General features: G+C 42.2%; 24 protein-coding genes and 1 pseudogene. 6 read left to right on the top strand and 19 right to left on the bottom strand.

Translation table 11 applies throughout. From position 1 onward, the window contains the following. Positions 1-33: 33 nt before the first annotated feature. From ruvA to HXT57_RS03960, 9 genes are all read right to left on the bottom strand, one after another. The gene (gene ruvA / locus HXT57_RS03920) at positions 34-663 is read right to left on the bottom strand and encodes a Holliday junction branch migration protein RuvA (RefSeq protein ID WP_064621376.1); all 630 of its coding nucleotides are present in this window, start codon (positions 661-663) and stop codon (positions 34-36) included. 87 nt (positions 664-750) lie between these two features. Further along, positions 751-1,332, bottom strand: coding sequence for a crossover junction endodeoxyribonuclease RuvC (gene ruvC, locus HXT57_RS03925; protein ID WP_012914216.1), 582 nt, complete (start codon positions 1,330-1,332; stop codon positions 751-753). Positions 1,333-1,338: 6 nt separating this feature from the next. Then, positions 1,339-2,097 carry a YebC/PmpR family DNA-binding transcriptional regulator gene (locus tag HXT57_RS03930; protein ID WP_004106544.1) on the bottom strand — a complete coding sequence of 253 codons (759 nt, stop codon included), beginning with the start codon at positions 2,095-2,097 and terminating at the stop codon, positions 1,339-1,341. A 62-nt stretch (positions 2,098-2,159) separates the two neighbouring features. Then, a complete protein-coding gene (locus tag HXT57_RS03935) occupies positions 2,160-2,816 on the bottom strand; it encodes a CDP-alcohol phosphatidyltransferase family protein (protein WP_064621377.1) in 657 nt (218 codons plus the stop codon). A 215-nt stretch (positions 2,817-3,031) separates the two neighbouring features. Next, positions 3,032-5,062 carry a threonine--tRNA ligase gene (thrS, locus tag HXT57_RS03940; RefSeq protein WP_012914217.1) on the bottom strand — a complete coding sequence of 677 codons (2,031 nt, stop codon included), beginning with the start codon at positions 5,060-5,062 and terminating at the stop codon, positions 3,032-3,034. 182 nt (positions 5,063-5,244) lie between these two features. Beyond that, positions 5,245-6,138, bottom strand: a complete 894-nt coding sequence (locus HXT57_RS03945; RefSeq protein WP_004108805.1) for a metal ABC transporter permease — start codon at positions 6,136-6,138, stop codon at positions 5,245-5,247. After that, the gene (locus HXT57_RS03950; protein WP_012914218.1) at positions 6,139-7,095 is read right to left on the bottom strand and encodes a metal ABC transporter permease; all 957 of its coding nucleotides are present in this window, start codon (positions 7,093-7,095) and stop codon (positions 6,139-6,141) included. Positions 7,096-7,101: 6 nt separating this feature from the next. Then, complete coding sequence (locus HXT57_RS03955; protein ID WP_421783381.1) at positions 7,102-7,824, bottom strand: metal ABC transporter ATP-binding protein; 723 nt, start codon at positions 7,822-7,824, stop codon at positions 7,102-7,104. Between the two features lie 144 nt (positions 7,825-7,968). Further along, a complete protein-coding gene (locus tag HXT57_RS03960) occupies positions 7,969-9,150 on the bottom strand; it encodes a metal ABC transporter substrate-binding protein (protein ID WP_421783383.1) in 1,182 nt (393 codons plus the stop codon). A 472-nt stretch (positions 9,151-9,622) separates the two neighbouring features. On the opposite strand from HXT57_RS03960, the gene HXT57_RS03965 reads away from it, so the two are divergent. The 4 genes from HXT57_RS03965 (at position 9,623) to HXT57_RS03980 (ending at position 13,289) form a co-directional block, all read left to right on the top strand. Continuing rightward, positions 9,623-10,762, top strand: a complete 1,140-nt coding sequence (locus HXT57_RS03965; protein WP_102155119.1) for an ADP-dependent NAD(P)H-hydrate dehydratase — start codon at positions 9,623-9,625, stop codon at positions 10,760-10,762. 98 nt (positions 10,763-10,860) lie between these two features. After that, a complete protein-coding gene (locus HXT57_RS03970) occupies positions 10,861-11,511 on the top strand; it encodes an HAD family hydrolase (RefSeq protein ID WP_012914222.1) in 651 nt (216 codons plus the stop codon). Positions 11,512-11,691: 180 nt separating this feature from the next. Further along, the gene (locus tag HXT57_RS03975; protein ID WP_012914223.1) at positions 11,692-12,624 is read left to right on the top strand and encodes a LysR family transcriptional regulator; all 933 of its coding nucleotides are present in this window, start codon (positions 11,692-11,694) and stop codon (positions 12,622-12,624) included. A gap of 215 nt (positions 12,625-12,839) precedes the next feature. Continuing rightward, positions 12,840-13,289, top strand: a complete 450-nt coding sequence (locus HXT57_RS03980; protein ID WP_012914224.1) for a Panacea domain-containing protein — start codon at positions 12,840-12,842, stop codon at positions 13,287-13,289. Between the two features lie 198 nt (positions 13,290-13,487). Here HXT57_RS03980 and HXT57_RS03985 read toward each other — a convergent pair whose 3' ends face one another. From HXT57_RS03985 to lepA, 3 genes are read right to left on the bottom strand one after another with little or no spacing between them, the layout of a single operon-like run. Continuing rightward, positions 13,488-13,943, bottom strand: coding sequence for a hypothetical protein (locus HXT57_RS03985; RefSeq protein WP_012914225.1), 456 nt, complete (start codon positions 13,941-13,943; stop codon positions 13,488-13,490). 57 nt (positions 13,944-14,000) lie between these two features. After that, entirely contained in the window at positions 14,001-15,323 is a 1,323-nt protein-coding gene (gene hemW / locus HXT57_RS03990; protein WP_004108768.1) for a radical SAM family heme chaperone HemW, read from the bottom strand. Further along, positions 15,320-17,200, bottom strand: coding sequence for a translation elongation factor 4 (gene lepA / locus HXT57_RS03995; protein ID WP_012914227.1), 1,881 nt, complete (start codon positions 17,198-17,200; stop codon positions 15,320-15,322). Before lepA ends, hemW begins: the two co-directional genes overlap by 4 nt. Positions 17,201-17,462: 262 nt before the next feature. Here lepA and rpsT point away from each other — a divergent pair, with 262 nt between their 5' ends. After that, positions 17,463-17,723, top strand: a complete 261-nt coding sequence (gene rpsT, locus HXT57_RS04000; RefSeq protein WP_004106518.1) for a 30S ribosomal protein S20 — start codon at positions 17,463-17,465, stop codon at positions 17,721-17,723. 97 nt (positions 17,724-17,820) lie between these two features. Here rpsT and HXT57_RS04005 read toward each other — a convergent pair whose 3' ends face one another. The 6 genes and pseudogenes from HXT57_RS04005 to HXT57_RS04030 form a co-directional block, all read right to left on the bottom strand. Continuing rightward, on the bottom strand, positions 17,821-18,099 hold the full coding sequence (locus HXT57_RS04005; protein ID WP_033888441.1) for a hypothetical protein: 279 nt from the start codon (positions 18,097-18,099) through the stop codon (positions 17,821-17,823). A 1-nt stretch (position 18,100) separates the two neighbouring features. Next, complete coding sequence (locus HXT57_RS04010) at positions 18,101-18,658, bottom strand: hypothetical protein (RefSeq protein WP_012914229.1); 558 nt, start codon at positions 18,656-18,658, stop codon at positions 18,101-18,103. 309 nt (positions 18,659-18,967) lie between these two features. After that, positions 18,968-19,363: pseudogene (locus HXT57_RS04015) on the bottom strand (transposase-like zinc-binding domain-containing protein); the annotation flags it as partial. 154 nt (positions 19,364-19,517) lie between these two features. Then, on the bottom strand, positions 19,518-20,231 hold the full coding sequence (locus tag HXT57_RS04020; protein ID WP_041160500.1) for a trimeric intracellular cation channel family protein: 714 nt from the start codon (positions 20,229-20,231) through the stop codon (positions 19,518-19,520). Between the two features lie 140 nt (positions 20,232-20,371). Then, complete coding sequence (locus HXT57_RS04025) at positions 20,372-21,541, bottom strand: branched-chain amino acid aminotransferase (protein ID WP_004108753.1); 1,170 nt, start codon at positions 21,539-21,541, stop codon at positions 20,372-20,374. Positions 21,542-21,786: 245 nt separating this feature from the next. Further along, positions 21,787-22,410 carry a 50S ribosomal protein L25/general stress protein Ctc gene (locus tag HXT57_RS04030; protein ID WP_004108747.1) on the bottom strand — a complete coding sequence of 208 codons (624 nt, stop codon included), beginning with the start codon at positions 22,408-22,410 and terminating at the stop codon, positions 21,787-21,789. Positions 22,411-22,736: 326 nt separating this feature from the next. On the opposite strand from HXT57_RS04030, the gene HXT57_RS04035 reads away from it, so the two are divergent. Then, positions 22,737-24,785, top strand: coding sequence for an AMP-dependent synthetase/ligase (locus HXT57_RS04035; protein ID WP_012914232.1), 2,049 nt, complete (start codon positions 22,737-22,739; stop codon positions 24,783-24,785). A 180-nt stretch (positions 24,786-24,965) separates the two neighbouring features. Here HXT57_RS04035 and era read toward each other — a convergent pair whose 3' ends face one another. Beyond that, on the bottom strand, positions 24,966-26,027 hold the full coding sequence (gene era / locus HXT57_RS04040; RefSeq protein WP_004108744.1) for a GTPase Era: 1,062 nt from the start codon (positions 26,025-26,027) through the stop codon (positions 24,966-24,968). Positions 26,028-26,029 lie beyond the last annotated feature (2 nt).

A 26,029-nucleotide genomic window follows, 5' to 3' on the forward strand; every position in this document is an offset into this window, starting at 1 on the left:
ACTCCCCCAATACTAGATTCTTTACAAACATGATTACCTACCCCTATCAAGTGAAGCTAATGCCATTCGTAAAACATTAGGCAAATCTGCATCAGATATAGGAGTAGAAATATTATTATCTGCACAAACTTGCTCAACTGCTCTTTGAGCGTCAACTTGTCTCCAACCCAATGAAACAAGACCCTCTATTACGCATTGCACGCTAGAATCAACAATCTGCTTATTAGATTGAGTAGAATCATTAGAACTATCTGCCAGTATTGAAGAATCAAGAGAACCCTTCAATTCCAAAATAATCTTCTGCGCACCCTTTTTCCCTAAACCAGGAGCAGAAGAAAGAGAAGTTACATCTCCCTCAGAAATAGCTTGTAAAAGACGATCAACATTCAAAGTTGAAAGCATAGAAAGAGCAACTTTAGGACCAATTCCACTAACTTTTTGCACTTGCAAAAACATTCGTTTAGCAGCTTGAGTTGTAAAACCATAAAGAGTTAAAGCATCTTGCGAAACTTGAAGCGACGTATAAACGCGAGCTTCCTGGCCTTCATGCAAAGAAGACAAATCTTGAGAAGGCATATAAGTCTCATAGCCAACTCCAGAAACAACAATAAGAGCAGAACGAGCATCAATTGACGCAACTTGTCCAACAAGCATTCCAATCATAAACTCACTCCCACTTAACAAAAACTCATAGCTTAAAGCACATAAAGTCAAATACAATTATAATAGAACATCTGTTCTATTAATATCCTACATGCCTCGAACGACAGAAGAAGATTTACGCGCCTGAGCTTGAGCTAAAGCCCACTGTTTCTGCGCAGCAGTTAGATGCTGCTCGCGCTCGCCACCTTGTAAAGCACCAGAAGGACGAAGAGCATGACAAATAGCTTGAGCTAAAGCGTCGGCAGCATCAGCAGGAGTAGGCAAAACATTAAGTCCAAGTAGTCGCGCGACCATGCGCTCTACTTGAGGTTTTTGAGCTTTTCCGTTTCCAGCTACAGCAAGTTTAACTTCAGTAGGAGTGTGTAAAGCAACAGGAATATTGCGCTGAGCTGCAGCAAGCATTGCAATACCTGCAACCTGTGCAGTGCCAAGAACAGTATTTCGATTTTCTTGCGCAAAAACACGTTCAATAGACACAGTATCAGGCGAAAAACGCTCAATTTTTTCAACTAATCCATTATAAATCTTTAAAAGTCGCAAATCTTGCGAAAGATCAGGCTCAGACCTCAACACATCGACGTGAATAAAAGAAAGCCGACGCGAGACGCCGGCTTCAATCACGCCGACCCCGCAGCGAGTAAGCCCGGGGTCAACGCCCAAAATCATCATAGGAGACTATTCATCTTCCTCAAGCTGAGCCATAACTTCATCTGAAGCGGTCCAGTTGCTGTAAATATTCTGAACATCGTCCAAGTCATCGAGATTATCGATTAAGCGAGAAACCTTTTGAGCATCTTCGAAGCTCAATTCAACCTCATTATTTGGATGCATAATGATATCTGCAGAATCATAGTCGAAACCAGCTTCCTGCAAAGCCTTACGCACAGTTACCAAATCACTGGAATTGGTGTAAACAGAATAAACATCGCCATCATCAGCAACATCTTCAGCTCCAGCTTCAGCTGCAACTTCGAAAAGCTTATCGTAGTCAACACCTTCGGATGGAACTTCAATCAAACCTTTACGTTCGAAGTTGAAGCTCACGGAACCGCTTGTTGCCAAAGAACCGTTGCCCTTAGTAAGAGTTGAACGCACATCAGCAGCAGCACGATTACGGTTATCAGTAAGGCATTCAATAATCAATCCAACACCTGCAGGAGCGTAACCTTCGTAAACAATCTCTTCATAGTTTGCGCCGCCAGCTTCTTCACCAGAACCACGCTTTACAGCGCGCTTGATGTTGTCAGCAGGCATGGAAGCCTTTTTAGCTTTAACGATGGCATCGTACAGCGTAGGGTTACCATCAGGATCGCCACCACCCAAACGTGCAGCAATTTCAATGTTCTTAATAAGCTTGGCAAAAAGCTTGCCACGCTTTGCGTCGATAGCGGCCTTCTTGTGCTTTGTAGTCGCCCACTTGGAATGACCTGACATGATACTCCTAAAACGTACAGTTAATCAAACGAAACGATTTTATTGCGCTTTCGCGACAAATTTTATTTATCTTTTATATCAAGCCCATGCTTTACTTCAAAAATACGCTGGAAAACTGTAATAATACCGCCAATAGCAAGCAGAATCATAGCAAAACTTAACCAAAAAAGTTGATTTGTAAGACCAACAAGCCCCATAGCAACAAGAATCACAGCAACTCTATCTGCACGAGTTATTAAACCTTTTTTAGAATCTACATTTATTGACTGACCGCGAGCGCGAGTGTATGAAGTTACGAAAGCTGCCATAAGAGCAACCAAACAGCTTAATAATCCTACACACTTTATTGCATTGCCATTCAAAGTTGAAATCCAAGTGCACATATCTTTTTCGTGAGCTTCATACAAACAAATGCATACAGAGGAAAATAATGACCAGTCTGCAATGCGATCGAGAGTTGAGTCAAGAAATGCACCAAATTTTGTGCCGCCTGTTGTCAAAGCAGCAACAGAACCATCTAAACTGTCCGCAAGCACAAAAATAGTTAAAAATATAGTGCCAACAACAAACTGTTTAGTAAAAGCAGTAACAAAAGCAATAATAACTACAGCTATTGTTCCGACAATTGTTACACAGTTAGCACTTATGCCTAATCGGACTAGCAATTTTGCAATTGGAGAAATAGTGCGCTTAAACCCGCTGCGTAATGATTCCAACATTGAATGCAACCTTCCTAGCGTAATCAAGCAAATAAAACTTGGGTTCAATAAACAATCTCATATTAGTCAATCGGCTGTAATACACACAAAAGCCCACACAACGTTAAGAAGTGTGGACTTTTGCTTATTTCGTTTATTTATTGCAATTTAGTTTTCAAGCGAAACTGTGCTGCTTAAGTAACGTTATTTAAATTACATAACTTAAATAGCTTATGCTACTTAGTGTAGCGCTCGAAATCTTCTGCAGTATTGACCTGAACGCGCTGCTTAATGATGGACAAAATCCACTCTTTAGCTTGCGAAACAGGAACGCCATTCAATTGGCTGCCATCGCGGAAGCGGAAGCTCACAGCATTGTTGTTCACATCCTCTTCGCCAGCAATCAAAGTGAATGGCACCTTAGACTTAGAAGCGTTACGAATCTTCTTGCCGAAGCGATCGTCAGAGTTGTCCATTTCGCAACGAACCATATTCTCTTCCAAATCGCTAATCAATTTTTGCAAGTGTGGAGCGAACTCGTCTGCAACAGGAACGCCAGTTACCTGAACTGGAGCCAACCATGCTGGGAACGCGCCCGCGTAATGCTCGAGCAAAATAGCGAAGAAACGCTCAATAGAGCCAAAGAGTGCGCGGTGAATCATCACAGGACGCTGGTGGCTACCGTCAGCCGCAATGTACTCCAACTTAAAGCGCTCAGGCAAGTTGAAGTCGAGCTGAATAGTAGAAACCTGCCAAGTGCGACCGATTGCGTCTCGAGCTTGCACGGAAATCTTCGGGCCGTAGAATGCAGCTCCACCTGGATCGTCCACGAGTTCCAAACCAGACTCTTTAGCAACCTCTGCCAAAGTATTAGTTGCTTCTTCCCAAATCTCGTCGGAACCGACGAACTTATGCTCATCCTTAGTGGAAAGCTCCAAGTAGAAGTCGTTCAAACCGAAGTCTTTAAGAAGACCAAGCACAAAGTTAAGCAAGCTCTTCAACTCATCGCGCATCTGCTCGCGAGTGCAGTAAATGTGCGAATCATCCTGAGTCAATCCACGAACACGAGTTAAACCATGCACAACGCCAGACTTTTCGTAGCGATACACAGTACCAAACTCAAACAAGCGCAAAGGAAGCTCGCGATAAGAACGCTGGCGAGACTTGAAGATCAAGTTATGCATTGGGCAATTCATTGGCTTCAAGTAGTAGTCAGCACCTTGGCGAGTTACGTTACCATTTTCGTCGCGCTCTTCGTCAAGCTTCATTGGAGGATACATGCCATCCTTGTACCACTGCAAGTGGCCGGAAGTCTCATATAAGCCACCCTTAGTAATGTGCGGAGTTTGTACGAAGCTGTAGTGATGCTTTCTGTGCTGCTCGCGCGAATAATCTTCCATTGCGTTAATAATTGCAGCACCCTTTGGATGGAATACGGCTAAGCCTGGGCCAATCTCGTCTGGGAAGGAGAACAAATCCATCTCTTGACCAAGCTTGCGGTGATCGCGCTTAGCAGCTTCTTCCATGCGAGTTGTGTAAGCTTTAAGCTCTTCCTTGCTAGGCCAAGCAGTGCCGTAAATGCGCTGAAGCATAGGATTCTGCTCCGAGCCACGCCAGTAAGCTGCAGCCACACGCTCAAGCTTAAAAGCCTTAATGTAACGCGTGTTTGGAAGGTGAGGTCCGCGGCACAAATCGCTCCAAACCTTGTTTCCTTCGCGATCTACATTGTCGTACATGCTAAGCTCATGCTTGCTGATTTCGCCAGAGGCAGCAGGATCAAGAGCTGCTTCCTTATCCCCAATCAACTCCAACTTATAAGGTTGATTTGCTTCTTCTTCGCGCGCTTCGTCCTCTGTTACAACGCGACGACGGAAGCTTTGAGACTCTTTAATAATGTGCTGCATATGCTTTTCGATTTGCTTCAAATCGTCTGGCGTAAATGGAGTATCAACATCGAAATCGTAGTAAAAGCCGTCTTTAATTACAGGACCTACGCCCAACTTTGCGTCTGGTCGAATTTCTTGAACAGCTTGAGCCATCACGTGAGTAGCGGAATGACGCATGATTGCGATGCCATCTTCACTATCAAGGGCCACTGATTCCACGGTATCGCCGTCATGAAGAGACGTGTACAAATCACGCAACTCGCCATTTAAACGCACAGCAATAATATTCTTATCTTCCGCGAAAAGTTGGGCGCCAGTGAAGCTTGCATCCACCTCCTTGCGTTCCTCGTTTACGGTGATGGAGATGGTATTTTCAGCCATAATTGTCCTTTTCTATCGGGGTCTTGCGTTACTAATGTGCAGACCTGGACTTGTGTGGCGTCGATAAACTTACGCGATTAAACAATCAACAAAACGCGCAAAAACGACGTCAATCGCGCGCATTTTTCACGCGCAATTCGTTGACATTCTAGGACAACAGAGCGACTTTTAAAACTCTTTTGCTAAATAGCGTTTTCGGCTACTTTTTCTCGCCTTGCATGCAATCTTGATGAAAAATCATTAATTTTTATAAAAATGCTTTCGCCAATCTTGACTATTAAGAAGAAAGCTCCAGCGCAAATAGCAATAGTGCCACCGGCAGAAAGCTTCAGTATTACAGCTAAAGCTAGTCCAATTAAAGCAATTGAAACAGCAGTAATTACGCATGCAAGTACGAATTTATTTATAGAAGCAATTCTTCCCTTTAATGCTGCAGCAGGAGCAGCAATAAGAGATACTGAAACAACTGTACCAACTGCTGGAATAATAACGGAAACAGTAATAATAATCAAAGCAAGAACCATGCCCTGTATAAAACCTGATCTTCCGCCTGCAGCACGGTAATTAATAGGGTCAAACGAGCAATGCACAAGATTAGCAGAATTAAAAATCCATAATCCCAAAACAAGCAAGAAAGCAACAGAGGCTGAAATTACGTCTGCAGGAGTGCAATTAAGCAATGATCCAGTTAAAAATCCCTCAATACGCAATGGCAATGGAGCAAACCACTTATTTAAAAAGTATCCACTAGCAAAGCCAACAGTTAAAGTAATACCAGCTGCAGCTTGCGAAGAAATGCCTTTAAGATGCGAAAGTGCATACATTACTAAAGAAAGTACAACACACGCAACAGCAGCACCGACAAAAAGCCCAAGCGACAAAATATTTTGATCTATTGTATAAGCAGAAGTTAAAACTACACCTAATACTGCTCCAGGAAAAGCAGCATGAGTAATAGATTCAGTAAAGAATATTCGCTGATTAAGAAGCGCGAGAGAGCCAACAAAACCACATAGAGCACCTACAACAATTGCTTCAACTATAGGTAGAGCAATAATTTGCCAAATACTTACCATCTATTCCCTACCTTTACAAGATTTTGCTAAAACATGCATATCGGTACCGCTTGTATGAGTTTTATGCGCAAAAACTATAGATGAAATGACTTGGAATAGCCAGCGTACAATAAGCACAACTACGAACATTGCACACATGCTTAATGCAATTGCAGCTTGAGGAGAAATAGGATGATCAAGCTCCAAATTCATAACGTACATACCAAGAACAACTCCAGCAATACCAACAAAGATACCAACTGCAACCATACGCCCAACTGTTCTAGACACTAAACGAGCACTAGCTCCTGGAATAATAAGGTACCCGATCACAAGAAGAACACCAACAGCTGAAGATGCAGAAACAACAACCGCAGCAATGCCAACGTTAAGAACAATATCGACAAAAAGAGTATGCACTCCCATTAATGGAGCACTTGCTCGATCGAAAGCAACAATAATCTGCTGTTTCCAAGTTGCCAAAAGCACAATAATTGCAAACAAGCAAATCCACATTGCTTGAGTCATTCGCTCATCAGTGACATCAAGCAGCCTACCAAACATCAATGCCTCGAGCTGACCTGACATATCACCTTTTTTTAGTGAAATTACTACACCAAGAGCAAAGAAAGTAGTTAAAACAGTTGCGATAATCGATTCATTTATGCGAGTTGAACGAGAAGCCCACACTAATGCAGCAACTAAAAATACTGAACAAATTGCAGCACCAGGAATAATTTGATCTATGCCACCGTATAAAGCGCCTACAACAATTCCAGGAAATATGCCATGCACAATAGCTTCCGCATTAAATTCAGCACATCTCAAGTTCACAAATACACCAACGATTCCGCTAGCTATAGATAGAACTATAAGTAAGCAGAACGGGCGAAAAATATAAGGAGCAGAAGCAATAAAATCAAAACCAGGAATTGGTTCCAGAACTTTTCTTAATGACTCAACTAATTGGGCAAGCATTGAAAATCAGCCTTCCGCAATTTCCGAAAAAGTAAGACCTGCAGAAGCAGCAGGCATGCTTCCACCATATGCACGAGTAATATTTTCTTTAGTCATTACTTCTTTAAGCGCGCCAAAAGCAATCTGCTTGCCAGCTAAAAGTAGCGCTTTTTCACAAATAGCATCTGCAATAACTAAATCGTGCGTAGATACAACAAAAGCAATACCTTCTTGCTTTGCTGATTTCATAATATTAAGAAGTTCTCGGCGATTCGGTTCATCAAGACCATTAAAAGGTTCGTCGAGCAAAATAAGCGTTGGCTTTGCAACAATCGCGCGCGCAAGAAGAATGCGCTGGCGCTGACCGCCAGAAAGGTCACCAAATCGCACATCTGCGCGATTGAATAAACCAACATGATTAAGAGCATCCTCAACAGCTTTTTTCTGATCTTTTTTAAGCAATCCAAGAAAACCTGTCTGTCTACTTAAGCCCATTGCAACAACTTGCCGTGCAATAATCGGGAACGTTAAATCCAAATCAACCTGCTGTGGAACATATCCAATAGACAAAGCCTTAGGCATTTTCAGTTCACCGCGACTTACGCGCACGATACCAATAATAGCCTGCAAAAACGTTGTTTTCCCAGAACCATTTGGACCTATTAAAGCCAAAGCTTCCCCGGCTTGCACACTGCCATTAATACCAGTCACTACAGTTTTATAACCGTATGCCAGGTCGCAATTTTTCATTGCAAGGACGCTCTTATTCACTATATTTCCAGTCTTTTCAGTTTATTAATAAGTATTCGTAACAGTAACTTCTTGCTTTCGCTATTAAACTTTCGCTATTAAAGTTACTGTTACGATACTATTATTTTTACTGTTATTTATATGTTACTTCTTCAATGCAGTCTTAACTGAATCTGGAAGTTCAGGAACATTACCATTCCAAGCTTTCACCAATGTTTCAACATTGTGAACAATGGAACCGATGTAAGTTTCGCCTGCAGATCCGACTGGTCCAAGCGAATCTCCATAAAGTGCGTCGTCGCCAATAACAGCCTTTACTCCTGCTGCTGCAGCAACAGCCTTGATAGACTTGGAATTGTTAGAATTCTCAGCAAAAATCGCAACAGCTCCGGACTTCTTGACATCTTCTGCAGCTTTCTGAATATGATCTGCAGTAGCATCCTGCTGGCTGTTGAAATCAGAAAGTGCTGCACCAATGAACTTCACATTGTAGTCACGAGAGAAGTAACCGAATGCATCGTGAGAAGTGAAGAGAACACGATGCTTTTGTGGCACACTATTCAAAGCTTTAGTTGCCCAAGCATCCAAATCAGTCAAAGACTTAACGAACTTTTCAACATGCTCATCGAAAATAGATTTGCTCTTAGGAAGAGCTTTTCCGAGGAAATAACCAATATTCTTAACCTGAATCATCGTGTTCTTCGTGCTGGTCCAAATATGTGGATCGTACTGGAATTCAGGCTCCTTCTCGCCTTCTTCTGGAGGGAATGGCCACTTTTCAGCATGCACCTTAGCGATACCGCGATCAACCTTGTATGGAAGATCCTTTTCCTTAGCAGTCTCAGCCTTTGGATCCTTGATTTCGTCAGCAGTGAGAATACCGGAAGTTACACCCATAGTGCCCTTAAAACCGGTAGCTTTCACAGCTTGATCCAAGAAGTGCTCGAGATCTACACCAGAAACAAGCATCAAATCAGCCTTAAAAAGAGCTTTAGATTGAGCTGGAGTCATTTCATGCTCATGAGCAGAAGCGTTTGGCGCAAGCAAGCAGGTCAAATTAATTGTTGACTTTGCTTTGTCTTGAGGAGCTCCGATTACAGACTTCTTGCCCTGAGAATCAGTCTTATTGAGGCTCAATCCAGATTTTGCGTCAGCAGTTGAAGCGATTTGAGTTACGTAATCGCAAATTTGAGTTGTAGTTGCCACTACATTTACTTGATTGCCCTTCGCCTTATTTTCGGCATTTTTTGCGGAGCCGCAAGCACCCATAGAAGTTGCTAATAATGCAACCGCAGCTGCAGTTGCGAAAATTCGTGAAGTTTTCACACTCGTTCCTTTCGGGAATCTTTAACTGTTATTGCATGGGTTGATTGTGAGAGGTACTCATGAAAGCTATTCATGAAAAAAATAATCATTCGCAATAACGCTTATAGCATAAGAAAAATATACGTGACGGTCAATAAAAAATGTGAAAAAATATAATTATTTTTGCAAAAATGCGTTTCGTGAATTTTTCATCTGCTATAATGCAAAATTTCAAAAAAGACCATGCTGCTTTCTGCTTTATCTTGCATTAAAAAACGTTAATATACCAACGAAAAAATAAATGTGATTATAACATTTGGACAAATTTATTAATCAGGCATTTTTGTTTATTTTTTACGCAAAACTAGTAGCGACACGCCATAATATTCACGACACGCAGAATAACAAAAAAATTACAAATATTTTCAAAATGTTTACAAATTGTAACAATACATAAGTTTAGACAGTAATACACATGTTTAGCCAACTCTGCATGTGCTTAATGACGATTACACTTAATACTATGTTTGGCAATACAGATGGTATGAATTACATTGCAAAACCTGACAGTTCGCACACTGACGCTAAAAACTCTGCAAATAATGAAATATCAGTAGATATTCATCTTGCTTCCACACCATTGCGCACGCCTCATGCAAGCGATAATAAATATTCAAGAGGCGTTCTAGGCGTAATTACCGGTTCAAACGACTATCCCGGAGCAGCAGTGTTAAGCACAAGCGCTGCAATACATGCAAATATTGGAATGGTCCGTTATTCAGGTCCTCTTCGTGCACAAAATTTAGTATTGCAAGCATCCCCTGAAGTAGTAGCATACGAACAATTAAACGGAAAAATCGACGCAATAACAGTTGGATGCGGCATACCAGACGAAAGCCATTGCAACGACGAAACGGCTTTATCTCAAAGAAAATACATTGCTAGCATACTTGCAAAATACTCCAACGAAAACGACAACGACAACAAAAACGACAACGCTGAAACGCAATTAAATAACAATCTTCCGCCAATATGCGTAGATGCTGGAGCATTAGACTTACTACCAAAACAAGTTTGCGAAAAAGTAGTTCTCACACCTCACGCAGGAGAATTAAGCTCGCTTTTTACTAGATACGATTTAGAAGTAAGCGCACAACAAATAGCCAGCAACCCAACACACTACGCTCAAAAAGCAGCCGATCTTACTGGAGCAACTGTGTTAGTTAAAGGCGCAACAACAGCAGTTGCATCACCATCAAAATTGCACTCTCCTATTTATATTGCACAATACGCTCCATCCTGGCTAGCAACTGCAGGTTCAGGAGATGTTCTAGCAGGAATTTTAGGAGCATTGCTGGCTCAGCACGAAAAAGATAACGAAAACAACGCGAACAACAACGAGAAAAACAATGCGAACAACAAAAATTACGCACTTATTGCAGCGAGCGCAGCTGTGATTCATGGAGTTTGCGCAGTATTTGCGTCACGCAGTAGCGGAGGAAACAATTACACTCAACTAGTGCAAGACATAGTGAAATCAAAGCGTGCTTTAACTTTGGAACATCCAATTGTGGCAAGCGACATTATAAATGCATTACCGCATGTTCTTGGGATTCTTATTAATATAAAGTAGCGCGCGGAATAATATCAGCAGTGTACAAAATTAACGCATGAAACAAAATACGCGAATGTAAAATAACGTATGAAACAAAATAGAAGGAGTAGAAATAAATGACTAACGCACAAAATATTGAGATCCATGACGTCATGTTTGATTATTGCAGAGTTCTACTCGAATGGAATTGCCGAAACTGTTTGCAAAACCAGTTCCCGAATTTAGTTGATACTATTTGCCCTAATGGAAGCTTTGGAAAGAACGATTTAGCCGGGTTCTATGAATTTGAGGACCGCATGGATGGCGGCGAGCTTTTGAAAGATCTTATGCCTGAATACGAACGTCGCTTTGGAAGCGAACTTGCTGAAGCTTTCCGTTGGTATTGCGCTCATTATGACCAAGTTTTGACACGAATGATGCCTGGAATGGTTGATTTATTGCATGATTTACGTAAAGCTGGATACGGCGTATGGGGCTTAACAAATTGGTCTAAAGAAACTTTCCCACTTGCGTTACGCAAATTCCCAGAACTTTCTACTCTTTTGCAAGGAACCATTATTTCCGGTGTTGAGCATTTGCATAAGCCAGAACCGGAAATTTTTGAACTTGCTATAAGTAGATTTGGATTAAATCCGCAAACAACTGTTTTCTTCGACGATAAGCCAGCAAATATTGATGGAGCTCATAGAGTTGGCATGCATGGATTTGTTTTTACAACTGCAGAGCAAGCGCGTAAGGATTTAGCTTCAATAGGAGTAAATCTTTAATAATTGCTTAAATATTTAGCTTATACTACTAAGATTATATATAAAACTATGGTTATGTGGAACTATGGTTATGACAACTAAGAATTAGGTTATGCCTATACCTTTTGCTAGATTCGTTAGCGGCTCATTTATGTGATTTTTGATGATTATCGTAACTTTTAGCTCACGAAAGAAGCTCGTATGACTTTGCTACAACTGAAGTATATTGTAAAAATCGTTGACTGCGGTTCAATGAATGAAGCAGCACGAGCACTATATATTTCACAACCAGCATTGAGCTCTTCTGTAAAAGAGCTTGAAAGAGAACTTAACATTGAAATTTTCACTAGATCCACTCAAGGAATTGCATTAACAGCTGATGGAGCTGAGTTTTTGACGTACGCTCGACAAGTAATTGAGCAGGCGGATCTTCTTGAAGAACGATACAAAAGTACGAAGCCTCGCCCACAATTATGCAGCGTTGCAACACAACACTACATGTTTGCTGTTGAAGCATTCGTCGATATGATTCGCAGTATTCATTCTAACGAATACGAGTTTTCAATTCGCGAGACGCGCACAAAAAATATCATTAAGCAAGTAAGCGATATGCGCGCAGACCTTGGAATTCTTTATCTTTCTGACTACAACAAGGATGTAATCGGCAAGCTGCTTCGTGAAAAACATTTGGAATTCCACCCGCTTTTCCGAGCAAAATTGCATGTTTTTCTTTCTAGAAATAATCCGCTTGCAGTGCGAAAAAGCTTGAGCTTGGAAGATTTGAAACCGTATCCGTTTATTCAATACGAACAGGGAGAAGAAGGAAGTTTCTTCTTCGCAGAAGAAGCGGTTTGGCCTACTCGCCCACCGAAAAAGATCAACGTTTCTGACCGCGCTACCATTTTAAACTTTATTATTGGGTTGAATGGTTACACTGTTTGCACTGGAATAGATAACGGCGATTTAAACAATGAAAAAATTGTCACTATTCCGCTTGAATGTGATGACACTATGCTTGTTGGCTGGATTACCAACGAGCGCACGAAGCTTTCAAGAGCTTCACTCGCTTATCTTACGCAACTTAAATCTGTGCTTGTAAGACATGGTTACGCGCTTATAGATTCACGAAATTAGTTTATTAACTTACTCGCTTATTAACTTATTGCATGTTGAACTATTAAATGATTAGTTCGCAAAACAACAATCAAATAAGTTGAACTTGCAAAATAACACAAACTAAAAAATAACTCATAATACAAGTTGTCCACATTTCTTTAATCGAATTGACGCTCACTTTTTCCATTCATAAAATCGCTATTAATTTGTTGCAAAGAAAAAGGAGATGCGTGATGGGCATTATTAATGTAGCGGCAAAAATATTGGAAATTATGGGACCAATGACAACTATGAAGCTGCAGAAGCTTGTGTATTATTCTCAAGCGCACAGCTTAGCTACAACTGGATTGTCACTATTTCCGGAAGATTTTGAAGCTTGGACGAACGGTCCGGTTTCATTGGAACTATTTAACAGGCATCGAGGAAGATTCACAATTCGCAAAGAAGAACTACTGATTTCTCTTCCAGAAAGATGCGCAACTTTAGAATATGAGCAGGTCAAGATTATAGAGGAAGTGTGCGCAAAACTTGGAAATCTTACAGGAAATCAGCTCAGCGAAAGAACGCATAAAGAAGATCCGTGGATTCGCGCGAGAATCGGCATATCTGCAAATCAAGGCAGCGAGGAAATAATTTCCAAGAAGTCAATGCGAGATTATTATTTGAAACATCCGATTGCGTAGTAGCAAAATCCTTCTTGAAATAGCACTCGCTAAAAAGTACGTAATCGCAATAGACATAACAGGTAGAAAGTGCAACATACAAAAAGCAGAGAATACACAATGCACAAATTGTAACACACAAATAATTAAGGCGAGCACGTTGTTATTAGCAAGTGCCCACCTTAATCATTAAAAAACATTCTTATTTTATAAGTACATCTAAATCGCAGTGCCGTGCTCGTCAAGGCGCGGATTCTGCCTAGAATTACTAAAGCTAAAGAACAAGCCAAACACGCCTAATGCAAACAAAACGGAAACTACCACAACAAGCACAATAGGCTGGCTAGGAAGCCACATAATCACCAAGAAAGCAAGCGCGGAAAGCAAAATCACAGCCCAGGAAAACACTCCGACAACTTTACGAACAACATTCCAAGTATCATCGCCCAACTGAGATCGCTTAACATTGCGAGCCAGTCTCTCCTCCTCAGCTGTCACGTTAGAAGTTGGCTTCCAAGGACCAGTTCCCCTCTCTTGAAGTCTTCTAGAGCGTTCTTGTAAATTGTATTCGTCAATCATGCCTCCGCGAGCGCGACCTTTTGTTTCATCATATTGAGAAGGAATCCCCTTGCGGCTCTGCCTTTCCTTCGCGCGACGCTCTTTGCGGTTTGCCATGATTGTTCCTTTCTACATTGAATTTTCGTATATCAAGCATTTATGACACAATACGCACTATTTTAGCACGGTAAGGCCTTCTTCACACGCGTCGACAATTCTTTCTATTAATAAATCGTTGAGCAGCCTACCTTTGCGTGTTGCGATAATGCGATTTTCGTGCAACACTGCCAAATCTTCCTTACACACTTCGCGTAACACTTTTTGCAAATGCGAATCATCGAACACCTTATTAGTTTCGCGCATCTTTTCGCACAATTGCAAAATATTAAGACCTTCTTTAATGCGAAGCCCAAGCATTACTTCTTCAATAAGCGCATCTTCAGCATTTATACACTCGTAGTTTTGCCACGGCACATTTCCAAGATTTATAGCATGCGCCCATCGTTTTGGGTGCAAAATATCCCATGAGCGAAGGTTATAAAACTCGTTTGGATTAGCTAAAGAAGCACTATCATCCATGCTTTGTTTACTAATACGATTGGCAGCATTGTAGTGCGAATGTGCTCCAGGACCAATTCCAGCCCAATCAATATTTCGCCAGTAGCCAAGATTATGTTGAGATTCAAAACCCGGACGCGCCCAATTAGAAATCTCGTACCATTGTAATCCAGCAGAGTTAAAAAGTTCGTCTGCCAACTCGTATTTTTGAGCTTCATCATCGTCGTTTGGCGCTTGAATAGTGCCAGCAGCGATTTGACGACCCATTTTTGTGCGCGGCTCTACCGTTAGCGCATATGCAGAAATATGGTTAACACCTAGGCTTAAAGCCATTTCTACTGACTCTCGCCAATCGTCTAGACTCTCTCCCGGAGCGCCATAAATCAAGTCAACACTTGAACGCAAACCACATGCGTTTGCTGCTTTTACACCGCGAGTTACGTTTTCTGGAGTATGCGTGCGGTCAAGAGTTTTAAGAACATGCGGCACTGCTGATTGCATTCCGAAAGATATTCGCGTAAATCCGCCTTCTGCAAGCGTTTCAATATACTTTTCGTCTGCAGTATCCGGATTTGCTTCAGTAGTTATTTCCGCGTCTTTATTAAACCCCCACAAGTTGCGTATTTCTTGCAAAATTCGCACTAAATCTTGCGCTTTAAGAACTGTTGGAGTGCCTCCACCGAAGAAAACAGATTGCGCTTTAGGTTCGAAAATTCCGTGATATTCCTGCCATTTTTTTACAAGACGCATCTCTTGAATCGCAACATCCGCATAACCTTCGCGACTTGCACCTTCACCCAAATCGCGAGCAGTATACGTGTTAAAATCGCAATAACCGCAGCGGCGCAAGCAAAACGGCACGTGCACGTACACTTCAAAAGGCATACTTTCAGTTTGCATAGCTGATTTATTTAATTCAGCATCCAACTCTAAACTCATCCTTCAGACTTTTGCGCTGCGCGAATCTTATCTTTAGTATCGCGATCGTTTGCGCTCTCGTCTGTAGCCAAAGCCGCAACGAATGCTTCCTGCGGAACTTCAACATGTCCGAGCATCTTCATGCGCTTCTTACCAGCCTTCTGCTTTTCAAGAAGCTTACGTTTACGCGTAATATCGCCGCCGTAGCATTTAGCGAGCACGTCTTTTCGAAGAGCGCTAATAGTCTCGCGAGCAATAATTCTAGAGCCGATTGCCGCCTGAATTGGAATTTCAAACTGCTGACGAGGAATAAGTCCACGAAGCTTCTTAGTCATCATAACGCCGTAAGAATAAGCCTTATCTCGGTGCACAATCGCACTAAAAGCGTCAACCTTATCTCCCTGAATAAGAATATCAACTTTCACTAAATCGGCAGCTTGCTCGCCATCTTCGTGGTAGTCAAGAGAAGCATAGCCTTTTGTGCGGCTTTTAAGCTGATCAAAGAAGTCAAAAACGATTTCTGCAAGAGGAATCCTGTAATGCATTTCCACGCGGTCTGCACTAATGTATTCCATTGTGCCCATTTCTCCGCGATGATCCTGGCACAAATCCATTACAGCACCAATAAATTCTTTCGGCGTAATAATATCTGCAGCAACCATTGGCTCAATAATGCGCTTAATCTTGCCTTCTGGAAACTCGCTAGGATTTGTTACGTGATGTTCTTTACCATCTTCGCTAGTGACGTCATAAGTTACGTTAGGAGCAGTGGAAATAAGATCCAAGCCAAACTCGCGGCTTAAGCGCTCTGAAACAATCTCCATGTGTAGAAGACCTAAGAATCCACAACGGAAACCAAAGCCCAACGCAACAGACGTTTCTGGCTCGTAAATAAGAGCTGCATCATTAAGTTTTAGCTTGTCGAGAGCATCTCGAAGATCTGGGAATTGAGCGTTATCAATTGGGAAAAGACCTGCGTAAACCATAGGTTTAGGGTCGCGGTAGCCATCCAAAGGCTCAGATGCAGGATTTACGGCGCTAGTAATAGTGTCGCCGACTTTAGATTGACTCACGTCTTTTGCGCCTGTAATTACGTAACCTACTTCCCCAGCTCCAAGCGCCTTTGTTGGAGTCATATCTGGGCTAATAACGCCGATTTCAATAGGATCGTGCGTCATGCCGATTCCCATCATATGCAATTTTTCGCGCGACTTAAGTTCGCCATCAACCATACGAATATAGGTGACAATTCCGCGATACGAATCATATACTGAATCAAAAATGAGCGCGCGAGCAGGAGAATCAGGATTTCCGCTTGGGGCTGGAACTTCCAGCACAATTTGATCAAGTAAGTCTTTAACACCTTCGCCGGTTTTACCAGAAACGCGCAACACGTCCTCCGGCTTGCAACCAATTAATCCAGCTATTTCTTCAGCATGCTTGTCTGGCTCTGCGCTTGGCAAGTCGATTTTGTTAAGCACAGGAATAATCGTCAAATTGTGGTCGATTGCCATATAAAGATTAGAAAGCGTTTGCGCTTCAATGCCCTGAGTTGCGTCAACAAGCAGCACCGCACCTTCGCATGCTGCCAGCGCGCGTGAAACCTCGTAAGTAAAATCGACGTGACCAGGAGTATCAATCATGCCAAGCGAATACTCTTTGCCTTCAAAAGTCCACGGCACTCGAACAGCCTGAGATTTAATAGTAATACCGCGCTCTTGCTCAATATCCATGCGATCCAAGAAACGGTCTCGCATTTCACGCTCTGGCACGATTCCTGAAAGTTGTAAAATGCGGTCAGCTACAGTAGACTTGCCGTGATCGATATGCGCAATAATGCAGAAATTGCGTATCAACGATTGATCCGTAAATCCTGGCTGGTTATGCGGTGTAATCAAGGCAAATATCTCCTTTTAAGAATGCGAATACATGAAAACATGCAAACATAAATCAAGCACTATAACTAATCAATATTAGCAAATCTACTACCTTAGCGTAAAGTGCAAAATACGAAAGTTATTTATTAAATAGCATATTCAATAAGTTTTTAATTAAACCAACAATAACAAATTAATTATATAAACTACTATATTTATCTAATAAGCATGATACACTTATCATTTGTATGTCCTTATATAGCAAACGTCGTTTGGAGTAACAGTGGCAAACATTAAGTCGCAGAAAAAGCGTGTTCTCACTAACGAGAAAGCACATAAGCGTAACGTAGCAGTAAAGTCTGCTTTGAAGACTGCTATTCGTGCTACTCGTGAAGCCATCACCGCTGGTGATAAGGCTGCAGCGCAGGCCGCTTTCGCAGTAGCCGCTAAGAAGCTTGACAAGGCTGCAGGTCGTGGCGTGATTCATAAGAATCAGGCTGCAAACCGCAAGTCTGGTCTTGCTGTAGCGATTAACGCTCTGTGAAGTTTGTGCAGGTAACTGCATAACACAGCATGTAAGGAAAATCCCCAGTACCAATCGGTGCTGGGGATTATTTATATCACTCTATCGGCAACGTAATTTAGACGATATACGCCAATACGAGTACCACTACGAGTATAACTGCCACGGCAGCAGCAAACACCACGTAATCCATCGGCTTCACATGGTGATGCTGCAACAATGCATGGCATACAAACGCTGCGATCAGCAAGATTACCCCTGAAATAGCATTGGCATACCAAGGTAAATGATTGATGCACGAGAAAACAACACTCGTCAGCCAAATGGTAGCAAACGAAGCAAGCCATGACCGATGCCCTGTTGTGGCATGCTTCTTCGAAATAGTTGCATCATCCATATTAACACCCCAATGCTGCTGTCAAAGTGCCACCTGCAGCGCTACAAGCTATATCAGCCGAAACACCAGCAATTGGTGACGCCAATCCAGAAATACCAAGTGATAATGGAGTACAAACTGTTGCATCCCATAAAACATTCCATCCCACACCAATCCATTTAGGAATACAATGATGTTTCTTTCCACCACGTTCTAAAGCTGTCTCTAAGGAAACAGTAGGAGCAATCCTATGAAGAACTTTGCTATAACCAAAATCAACATGCTGCCCGTCATGAACTGTTAAATTGATAGTTGCTATAGTATGATTTGTTGCATCTCTCCAAGTAGCTATATTATTCTTTACTACGATAGTATCACCAGCTAGCGTATGCACATTCAATCCTTGTCCAGATACTGGAACAATTGAACGTCGACCATCTGGAGAACGCAATCCTCTCATTTCAGACTTAAAATTCCCATATTGTGATGTTGATTGAACTGCAAAAGATGGAGTTGCAAACACCATACTTCCAAGTAATGATGCTGCAGCTATTAACAATGAACTAACTTTCTTCATCATAAGATGACCTCTCTAATATTGGCCTTATCAATTAGTGAGTAAGCGTATTCCAGTAAACAGCATGTTGGCCAAACATGTGGTGAGTGATTCACGTTGTTATGCTCACAAGGCGATAATATAATACTTGATTGATAGAAACGCCGTCATAATCAGGTAAGCGGCAAAAGTGTGTCTGTAAACGTGTTTATTCAGGCGTGTCGTTAGTGTAGTGTTCCTTTTCTAATTGATATATCTGGGTAGTAATCTGCCCTACATAAGTCAAAGCTTGTATCGAAACCCGAAGACCCAATTGATTGCTGGTCATCAATAATTTTCTTTGTTACACCATTGCAAAGCAATAACTTTACCCTTGCTTGCCGCGGTTAATAAACACCACCCGTATGGAAGGTATGTTCCATCGATTTGAACATAGTCATAAATTTCGCCTGTCTCGGGTAATTCTGGTTTAACATTCCAATACCATTCAATCCGATATCGCCATGTTCTATCAGAACCACTAGGACAGGCTTCACATTGAGTCTGGTTTCCCATAATCCAATGAATGAATTTATCAAATTGTGCTACATGTGTAATATCTTCACGTTTCCTTGTAAAAGACATTCCACATGCAGTACATCTCCAACGGATAGCACCTTTACGTGTTCTACCATTTCTCTTCATTGAATGAGAGCATATTGGGCAGCGTTTACTACTTAATCTAGGCATGCATTAAGCACATCGCACGCCTTATACCTCTATTTGTTTTCAATGTCAAGTAATACTAAATGTTAAGCTTTTTAGCTTAATGACAGCGAGCTTCCCTTGATATTTCAACGAAAACTCGGGTTTTTAGACACACTTTTTTGCCGCTTACCCAATATTAACGATGACGACGATTATTAATACGACGAATACGAGGACGTCTAACCTTAATAGGTTCCGTGCGGTTCATTGCTCCAAATAAAGTTAAATCTAGTTTCACAGACAACAAACGCATTGCAACAACAAGAGCAACAATAAGGACATCAAGCAATATTTCAACAGTTAAACCAAAATAACCTGCATGCCTTGCTTTTACAACAAAAACGGTTAGTACACATCCCACTGAAGCAGGGAAAGCGTACCAATGCTTATCCCGCACAATAACAGGAACTTGGTTCAAAATCATGTCGCGAATCAAACCGCCTCCTAAAGCAGTTGCCATTCCTAAAAATACTGAAGCCATACCAGACATGTGGAAATCCAAGCCTTTTGCTGTGCCATTCACCGCAAACAAACCCAATGCCAAAGCATCAAGCGTAAGCATAAGCCAACGCCATTTATCAATCTCAGGGTGAGCAACAGCCACAATAACACCAGAAAGCAAACCTGTAATAACAAAACCACGATCAGCAATACCAACAGGCGGCAATGCTCCAAGCAACACATCACGAACAATACCGCCACCCAATGCAGTTATCCAAGACGTAGTAATAATCGCAAAAACATCATAATTCTTACGAATAGCCCACATGCCGCCAACCATGCCACAACATCCCATAGCAACATACTCAACTATAAGAAAAAAGATGTTATCCCCTAACGCACCTTCCAAAGCATTTCCCTTCAAATAAATTCACCAAAACACTGCGCGCATAACAAACAAACGCGTTGTACTCTATACGATATCTAAATATAGAGTACAACGCGCCATAAGCAACATTAGATTAGATAATATTAACTAACTTATATAAATCAGTCGCAAACTTTCCACATCCAGTTATGCTTATCTTCGACATCACCGAGTTGAATGCCAAGTAACTCATCGCGCAAAGCCTGAGTCAACTCACCAACACCACCATCGGCAACCTTAAGATCGAATTCATCGGACTTAAAGCGACCAATTGGCGTAATGATTGCAGCAGTACCGCAAGCAAAGACTTCAGTAACCTCGCCAGAACGAATGTCGTCAAGCAACCCTTGAAGAGGAATCATGGTTTCAACAACCTTATGTCCTGCTTCCTCAGCAAGCTGAATCAAAGAACGACGCGTAACGCCAGGAAGAATACTGCCAGTAAGAGATGGAGTTTCCAAATGGCCATCCTTGTGGAGTGCGAACATATTCATGCCACCAAGCTCTTCCAAATAAGTCTTAGTTGCAGCATCGACGAAGCACACCTGCTCGCAACCGTGCTCAATACCCTTGTATTCACCAAGCAAGGAAGCAGCGTAATTTCCACCGCACTTAGCAAAACCAGTACCACCAGGACCAGTACGGAACCACTGATCTTCAACCCAAATGCTAACAGGCTTCAAACCACCCTTGAAGTATGGGCCGGATGGAGAAGCGATAACACAGTATTCAACTTCGTGAGCTTCGCGCACACCGAGGAACGGCTCGGAAGCAAACATGAATGGACGCATGTAAAGCGTATACTCTCGACGGCTCGGAACCCATTGCTTATCTCGCTTTACCAAGGCTGCAACCGATCCAATAAAATCATCAATAGAGAGTTCCGGCAAATACAAACGCTTAGCAGAATTTTGGAAACGAGCAGCATTAATATCTGGGCGGAAAAGCCAAATAGAGCCGTCGGCGCGCTTATAAGCCTTCAAACCTTCAAAGCACTCCTGAGCATAGTGCAACACAGATGCACCTGGATCCATTTTCAATGGACCATAAGGCTCTACACGACGATCAGACCATCCTTCGCCTTTAGTCCAAGACATATGAACCATATTGTCGGAGAAAATCTGACCGAAAGCAGGCTTATCAATAAGTTCGTTGCGCTTTGCGTCCGAAACTGGATTATCATTCGGCAGAACTTCAAAGTTGCCAGCCAATTTGTTCAACAGAGTTGTATCGCTATGATCATAAGACTCATAAGCGTCAGAAAACTCTGGAGCTACTTCTAAATCAGCCATTATGTCTCTTTTCTATGTGGATTATTTCTACTTGCCTTTTACCGCAATTAACGTATAGAATAATACGATTCTTGTTTTTCGCAAAACTTACACGCCAAAATTTTTCAAAAAATATTTCAAGAAATACGCTTTAAACTAAAATTTATTTAGCAAATTCATTGATTTATACAAAAAGCCGCATAAGAACTGACTTATGCGGCTTAAAATTTTAAACTATTTTATAAGTTATAAGTGAATACGTTAACTTACTTTTCTTCTGCAGCAGGAGCAGCAGCTGGAGCGGCGGCAGCAGCATCTGCAGCAGGAGCAGCAGCTTCGGCTGTAGCAGCATCTTCAGGAACAGTGACGCTCACAACGGATTCTTCGCCATCCATATCGAGCTCAACACCCTCAGGAAGCTTGACATCCTTAGCAAACACCTTGATGCCGTCGGTCAAACCATCAACGTTAACAACCAAACGCTCTGGCAAGTTAGCAACGTCTGCGCGAACCTTGAGCTCCTGGACATCCACGAATGCAACTGCAGCACCCTTTGGAGTGCCTTCAACGAAGACTGGAACTTCAACGTCAATCTTTTCGCCAGCCTTAACTTCGTAGAAGTCAATGTGTTCTACAATGCGCTTAACAGGGTTACGCTGAACATCCTTAACAACTGCAATGCGAGATTCCTTGCCAAACTTAATAGTGAACAAAGCATTAGCGTGACGCAAAGCCAAAGTGGTTTCGCGCATTGGAAGAGTAACATGCACTGGTTCAGCACCGCCAGCATAAAGACTTGCTGGAATCAGCTGAGCTACGCGCAAACGACGAGCAACACCCTTACCAAACTCAGTGCGCAATTCGCCTTCAAGAGTAATTTTTGTAGCCATATCGGTCTCCTTATGGTCTGGATAGTTTAGTTTGTTAATCCAGCTTCAGGCGCACCGACGCGCCGAAAACCATAAGAGGCTATCAGCCCAGTCGATAACGGAACTCTGCCACAAAGCTAGCGGCATATTCCCTCGCCAAAGCAACTTTGCTATTCTAACGACAGGCTACGACTTATGGCAAATACAAAATTATTACTAATCAAATCGAATATAACTGCTACTTGAGCATACGAACGATTATTATAGTTAATAGTATGCAAGTGCATAGCATGATACTATGATGTGCGCTTAATCCGCAAGCCGTTTGGCATAATGAAGGAGCAAATGTGTCCGTTTTTAATGCACTCCAACAGCAAGCGTTTAATCTTGCCCGTAAAGCATTGCGTATTGGCAGTAACTTCGCGCACCCAGTCAGCGATGACCGTGCAGGCGAACCAGACTACCTTAATACGGATCAAGAAAACACAAATACTTTACTTTCACAAAAGCAACGCCTTCCACACGTAGAAGAGTGGGGCGCGCAAATGCCAACAACGACGTTTATCGATCCGGAAACAGGCTTGCTGACCACAAAAACCGAAAGCGCAGCACCTCTTGACGAAGGCACAAGCATTTATGACTTATATGCAGATCGCGCAGCACGTATGGGTGACGATCCGCTTTACACTTATAAAGAAAACGATAAGTGGGTCACAAAAACAGCTAATCAGTTCCTTCAAGAAGTACGCGATGCTGCAAAAGGTTTGATGCACTACGGATTGCGCAAAGGCGACGCCGTTGCCCTTATGTGCAAAACATCATATGAGTGGGACGTCACCGACGCAGCAGTTATGGCTTGTGGTGGTGTTCTTGCAACTATTTATGACACGGATTCAGCTGAGCAAATTCGCAATATTGTGAATAATTCCGACTCGCGTTTCCTTATTGTTGAAACAACTGACATGCGAGATAAAGCTGATGGAGCTATTGAAGAATGCCCAAGCTTGGAACGCATTATTTGCATTGAAACAGGCGGTTTAGCAGAACTTCAAGCTTTCGGATACGCTGTTAGCGATGAGGAACTAGATGCTCGCATTGATTCTGTAAAGAAAACAGACTTGTGCTCTATTGTTTACACTTCTGGTTCCACAGCTGCACCTAAAGGCGTGGAAATGACTCACGAACACTATTGCACTACAGCGTTGAATTTGCCTGTTTACTTGCCAAATTTGCTTAGCGAAAAAGACGGTTCTGTGCTTTTGTTCCTTCCTCAAGCACACTCTTTTGCAAGAGCAATTAACTATATTGTTGTTGCAAGTACGTTGCGCATTTATATTGCTCAAGGTATTCCTACTTTGATTTCTGATTTGCAAGTTGCAAAACCTACGGTTATGATCGTTGTCCCTCGAGTTCTTGAGAAGGTTTATAACGCAGCTTCGCAGAAGGCTGGTCACGGTGCTAAAGGCTTGGCTTTCCAGGGTGCTGTTGTGACGGCTCAACAGTATATGAAGGAAGTTCAGGAATTTGGTGATGCTAAAGCTCTTACTAAAGCTCGCCGCACTGCTTACGATCCGCTTGTTTATCGTCCACTTCGTCAAGCTCTTGGCGGTCGCGCACGCTGGATTGTTGCAGGTGGAGCTCCTCTAGATCCTGAATTGCTTTCATTCTTCCGCGGAGCAGGAGTTCCTGTCTACGAAGGTTATGGTCTTACAGAAACTACTGCACCATGCGCGTTTACTCCTATTGGAGTTCCATTCCGAGAAGGTTCTGTTGGCATCGCATTCCCAGCTTTTACTTTGCGAATCGCATCCGACGGCGAAGTTCAAATTAAAGGCACTTGCGTATTCCATAAGTATCACAAAAACGATGAAGCAACAGAAACTTCATTTACTAAAGACGGATGGTATGCAACAGGCGATTTGGGACGAATTGACGACGATGGCATGCTTTATATTACCGGACGTAAGAAGGATTTGATTATTACTGCTGGCGGTAAGAATGTTGCTCCTGGACCTATTGAAGAGATGATTAAGAGATGCGAACTTGTGTCTCAAGCTCTCGTTCTTGGAGATAAGCGTCCGTTTATTTCTGCACTTGTTACTTTAGACGAAGAAACTTTACGAAATTGGCTTAAACTCAAGGGTCTTGACGCCACTATGAGCATGGAAGAGGCTGCTAATAATGCTGTTGTTCGTGCTGAAGTGCAAAAATTTATAGATCTTGCCAATGAAGGCGTGTCACGCGCAGAATCTGTGCGAAAGTTCATTATTTTGCCAGAAGAGTTTACGCAAGAAAACGGCTTAATGACTGCGTCTATGAAGATTATTCGTCCACGAGTTATTAAGCGTTACACTACTTTACTTAATACACAAATGTATACGACGCGCAAAAAGTAGTTTGTTTAAATTAACTTAACTAAGTGCATATCGCAAAACCGCGGCTTAACTTGTTTTATTCAACTTGCTCGCCGCGGTTTTGCATTAATTTACGACAATTTTGTGCAAACACATTAGGCTTAAGGCACAATAAAATTAAGTAATTGTCCAATAATATCGAAATAAGCAAAATATGCTCTACTAGAACCCTAAACGCTCAAGCTTCTTAGGGTCGCTCTGCCATCCTTTTGCAACTTTCACGTGCAATTCAAGCACAGCTTTTGTTCCAGTAATACGATTTACCGCCGTGCGCAAACGCTTCTTTACGCGCACTAAATGCTCCGCACGATGACCAATAATAATCGGCTTTTGAGAATCACGCTCAACATAAACAGATACAAGCACATGCGCTTTGTTGTCTTCGTATTGAGTATCTTCGCCATCCCCCGGATACACAATATCGTCAACTACAACAGCTAAAGAATGAGGCAACTCGTCGTCCAACTCTTCCAAAAATGCGCCGCGAATAAGCTCCGAAATCATGCTTTCTGTGCTTTCCTCACTAAGCTGATCCGCCGGATACATTTGCGGACCTTCCGGCAAGTTTTGAATCAAAACATTCTTAACTTCGTCAACATTGTCACGTTCCAACGCACTCACAGGCACAATATCCGTAAAATCAGCAAACTGCTGAATTTGAAGCAAATGCGTAACTAACTCACTGCGACTAAGCGTATCGATTTTCGTAACAATACCGATAAGCGGAACTTTCCAAGTCCAATTGCCCTTCTCATCTTTTTTAGCAAAATCAGAGCGAAGACGGCTTAAAATTCGCCTATCTCCTGGTCCTATTTCCTGGTCTGCTGGGAGCAAAAATGCAATCGCGTCAACATCTGCAAGCGACTCGTCAACAATATCGTTCAAACGCTGACCAAGAAGCGTACGAGGACGGTGAATACCAGGAGTATCAACCAACACCATTTGTGCATTATCGGTAGTAACAATCCCTCGAATAGCCTTACGCGTAGTTTCCGGACGAGAAGACGCAATAGCAATTTGCGTACCAATAAGAGCATTCATAAGCGTAGACTTACCAACGTTTGGTCTACCAACTACAGCTACGAAACCGGAACGATAACCGTGAAAATCAGGAGTAGAAATCGTTGCGCAAGTTGAAGCGTCTAGATTTGCAAACATCTCGTCGTCAAAGTCATCAGTGTCATCGAAGTCATCAGTATCGTCAAAGTTGTTAATATTATTCACGT

The organism is Gardnerella sp. KA00771, from assembly GCF_049244045.1.
Taxonomy (GTDB): Bacteria; Actinomycetota; Actinomycetes; order Actinomycetales; family Bifidobacteriaceae; genus Bifidobacterium; species Bifidobacterium swidsinskii.

Coding starts and splice junctions, on each gene's coding strand:
- HXT57_RS03935 (WP_064621377.1), bottom strand. CDS start 2,816: ATGTTGGAATCATTACGCAGCGGGTTTAAGCGCACTATTTCTCCAATT.
- ruvA (WP_064621376.1), bottom strand. CDS start 663: ATGATTGGAATGCTTGTTGGACAAGTTGCGTCAATTGATGCTCGTTCT.
- HXT57_RS03965 (WP_102155119.1), top strand. CDS start 9,623: ATGTGCTTAATGACGATTACACTTAATACTATGTTTGGCAATACAGAT.
- ruvC (WP_012914216.1), bottom strand. CDS start 1,332: ATGATGATTTTGGGCGTTGACCCCGGGCTTACTCGCTGCGGGGTCGGC.
- HXT57_RS03985 (WP_012914225.1), bottom strand. CDS start 13,943: ATGGCAAACCGCAAAGAGCGTCGCGCGAAGGAAAGGCAGAGCCGCAAG.
- hemW (WP_004108768.1), bottom strand. CDS start 15,323: ATGAGTTTAGAGTTGGATGCTGAATTAAATAAATCAGCTATGCAAACT.
- HXT57_RS03950 (WP_012914218.1), bottom strand. CDS start 7,095: ATGCTTGCCCAATTAGTTGAGTCATTAAGAAAAGTTCTGGAACCAATT.
- HXT57_RS03955 (WP_421783381.1), bottom strand. CDS start 7,824: ATGAAAAATTGCGACCTGGCATACGGTTATAAAACTGTAGTGACTGGT.
- HXT57_RS04010 (WP_012914229.1), bottom strand. CDS start 18,658: ATGATGAAGAAAGTTAGTTCATTGTTAATAGCTGCAGCATCATTACTT.
- HXT57_RS03945 (WP_004108805.1), bottom strand. CDS start 6,138: ATGGTAAGTATTTGGCAAATTATTGCTCTACCTATAGTTGAAGCAATT.
- HXT57_RS03980 (WP_012914224.1), top strand. CDS start 12,840: ATGGGCATTATTAATGTAGCGGCAAAAATATTGGAAATTATGGGACCA.
- HXT57_RS04025 (WP_004108753.1), bottom strand. CDS start 21,541: ATGGCTGATTTAGAAGTAGCTCCAGAGTTTTCTGACGCTTATGAGTCT.
- HXT57_RS03970 (WP_012914222.1), top strand. CDS start 10,861: ATGACTAACGCACAAAATATTGAGATCCATGACGTCATGTTTGATTAT.
- HXT57_RS04030 (WP_004108747.1), bottom strand. CDS start 22,410: ATGGCTACAAAAATTACTCTTGAAGGCGAATTGCGCACTGAGTTTGGT.
- HXT57_RS03975 (WP_012914223.1), top strand. CDS start 11,692: ATGACTTTGCTACAACTGAAGTATATTGTAAAAATCGTTGACTGCGGT.
- HXT57_RS03930 (WP_004106544.1), bottom strand. CDS start 2,097: ATGTCAGGTCATTCCAAGTGGGCGACTACAAAGCACAAGAAGGCCGCT.
- HXT57_RS04005 (WP_033888441.1), bottom strand. CDS start 18,099: ATGGATGATGCAACTATTTCGAAGAAGCATGCCACAACAGGGCATCGG.
- thrS (WP_012914217.1), bottom strand. CDS start 5,062: ATGGCTGAAAATACCATCTCCATCACCGTAAACGAGGAACGCAAGGAG.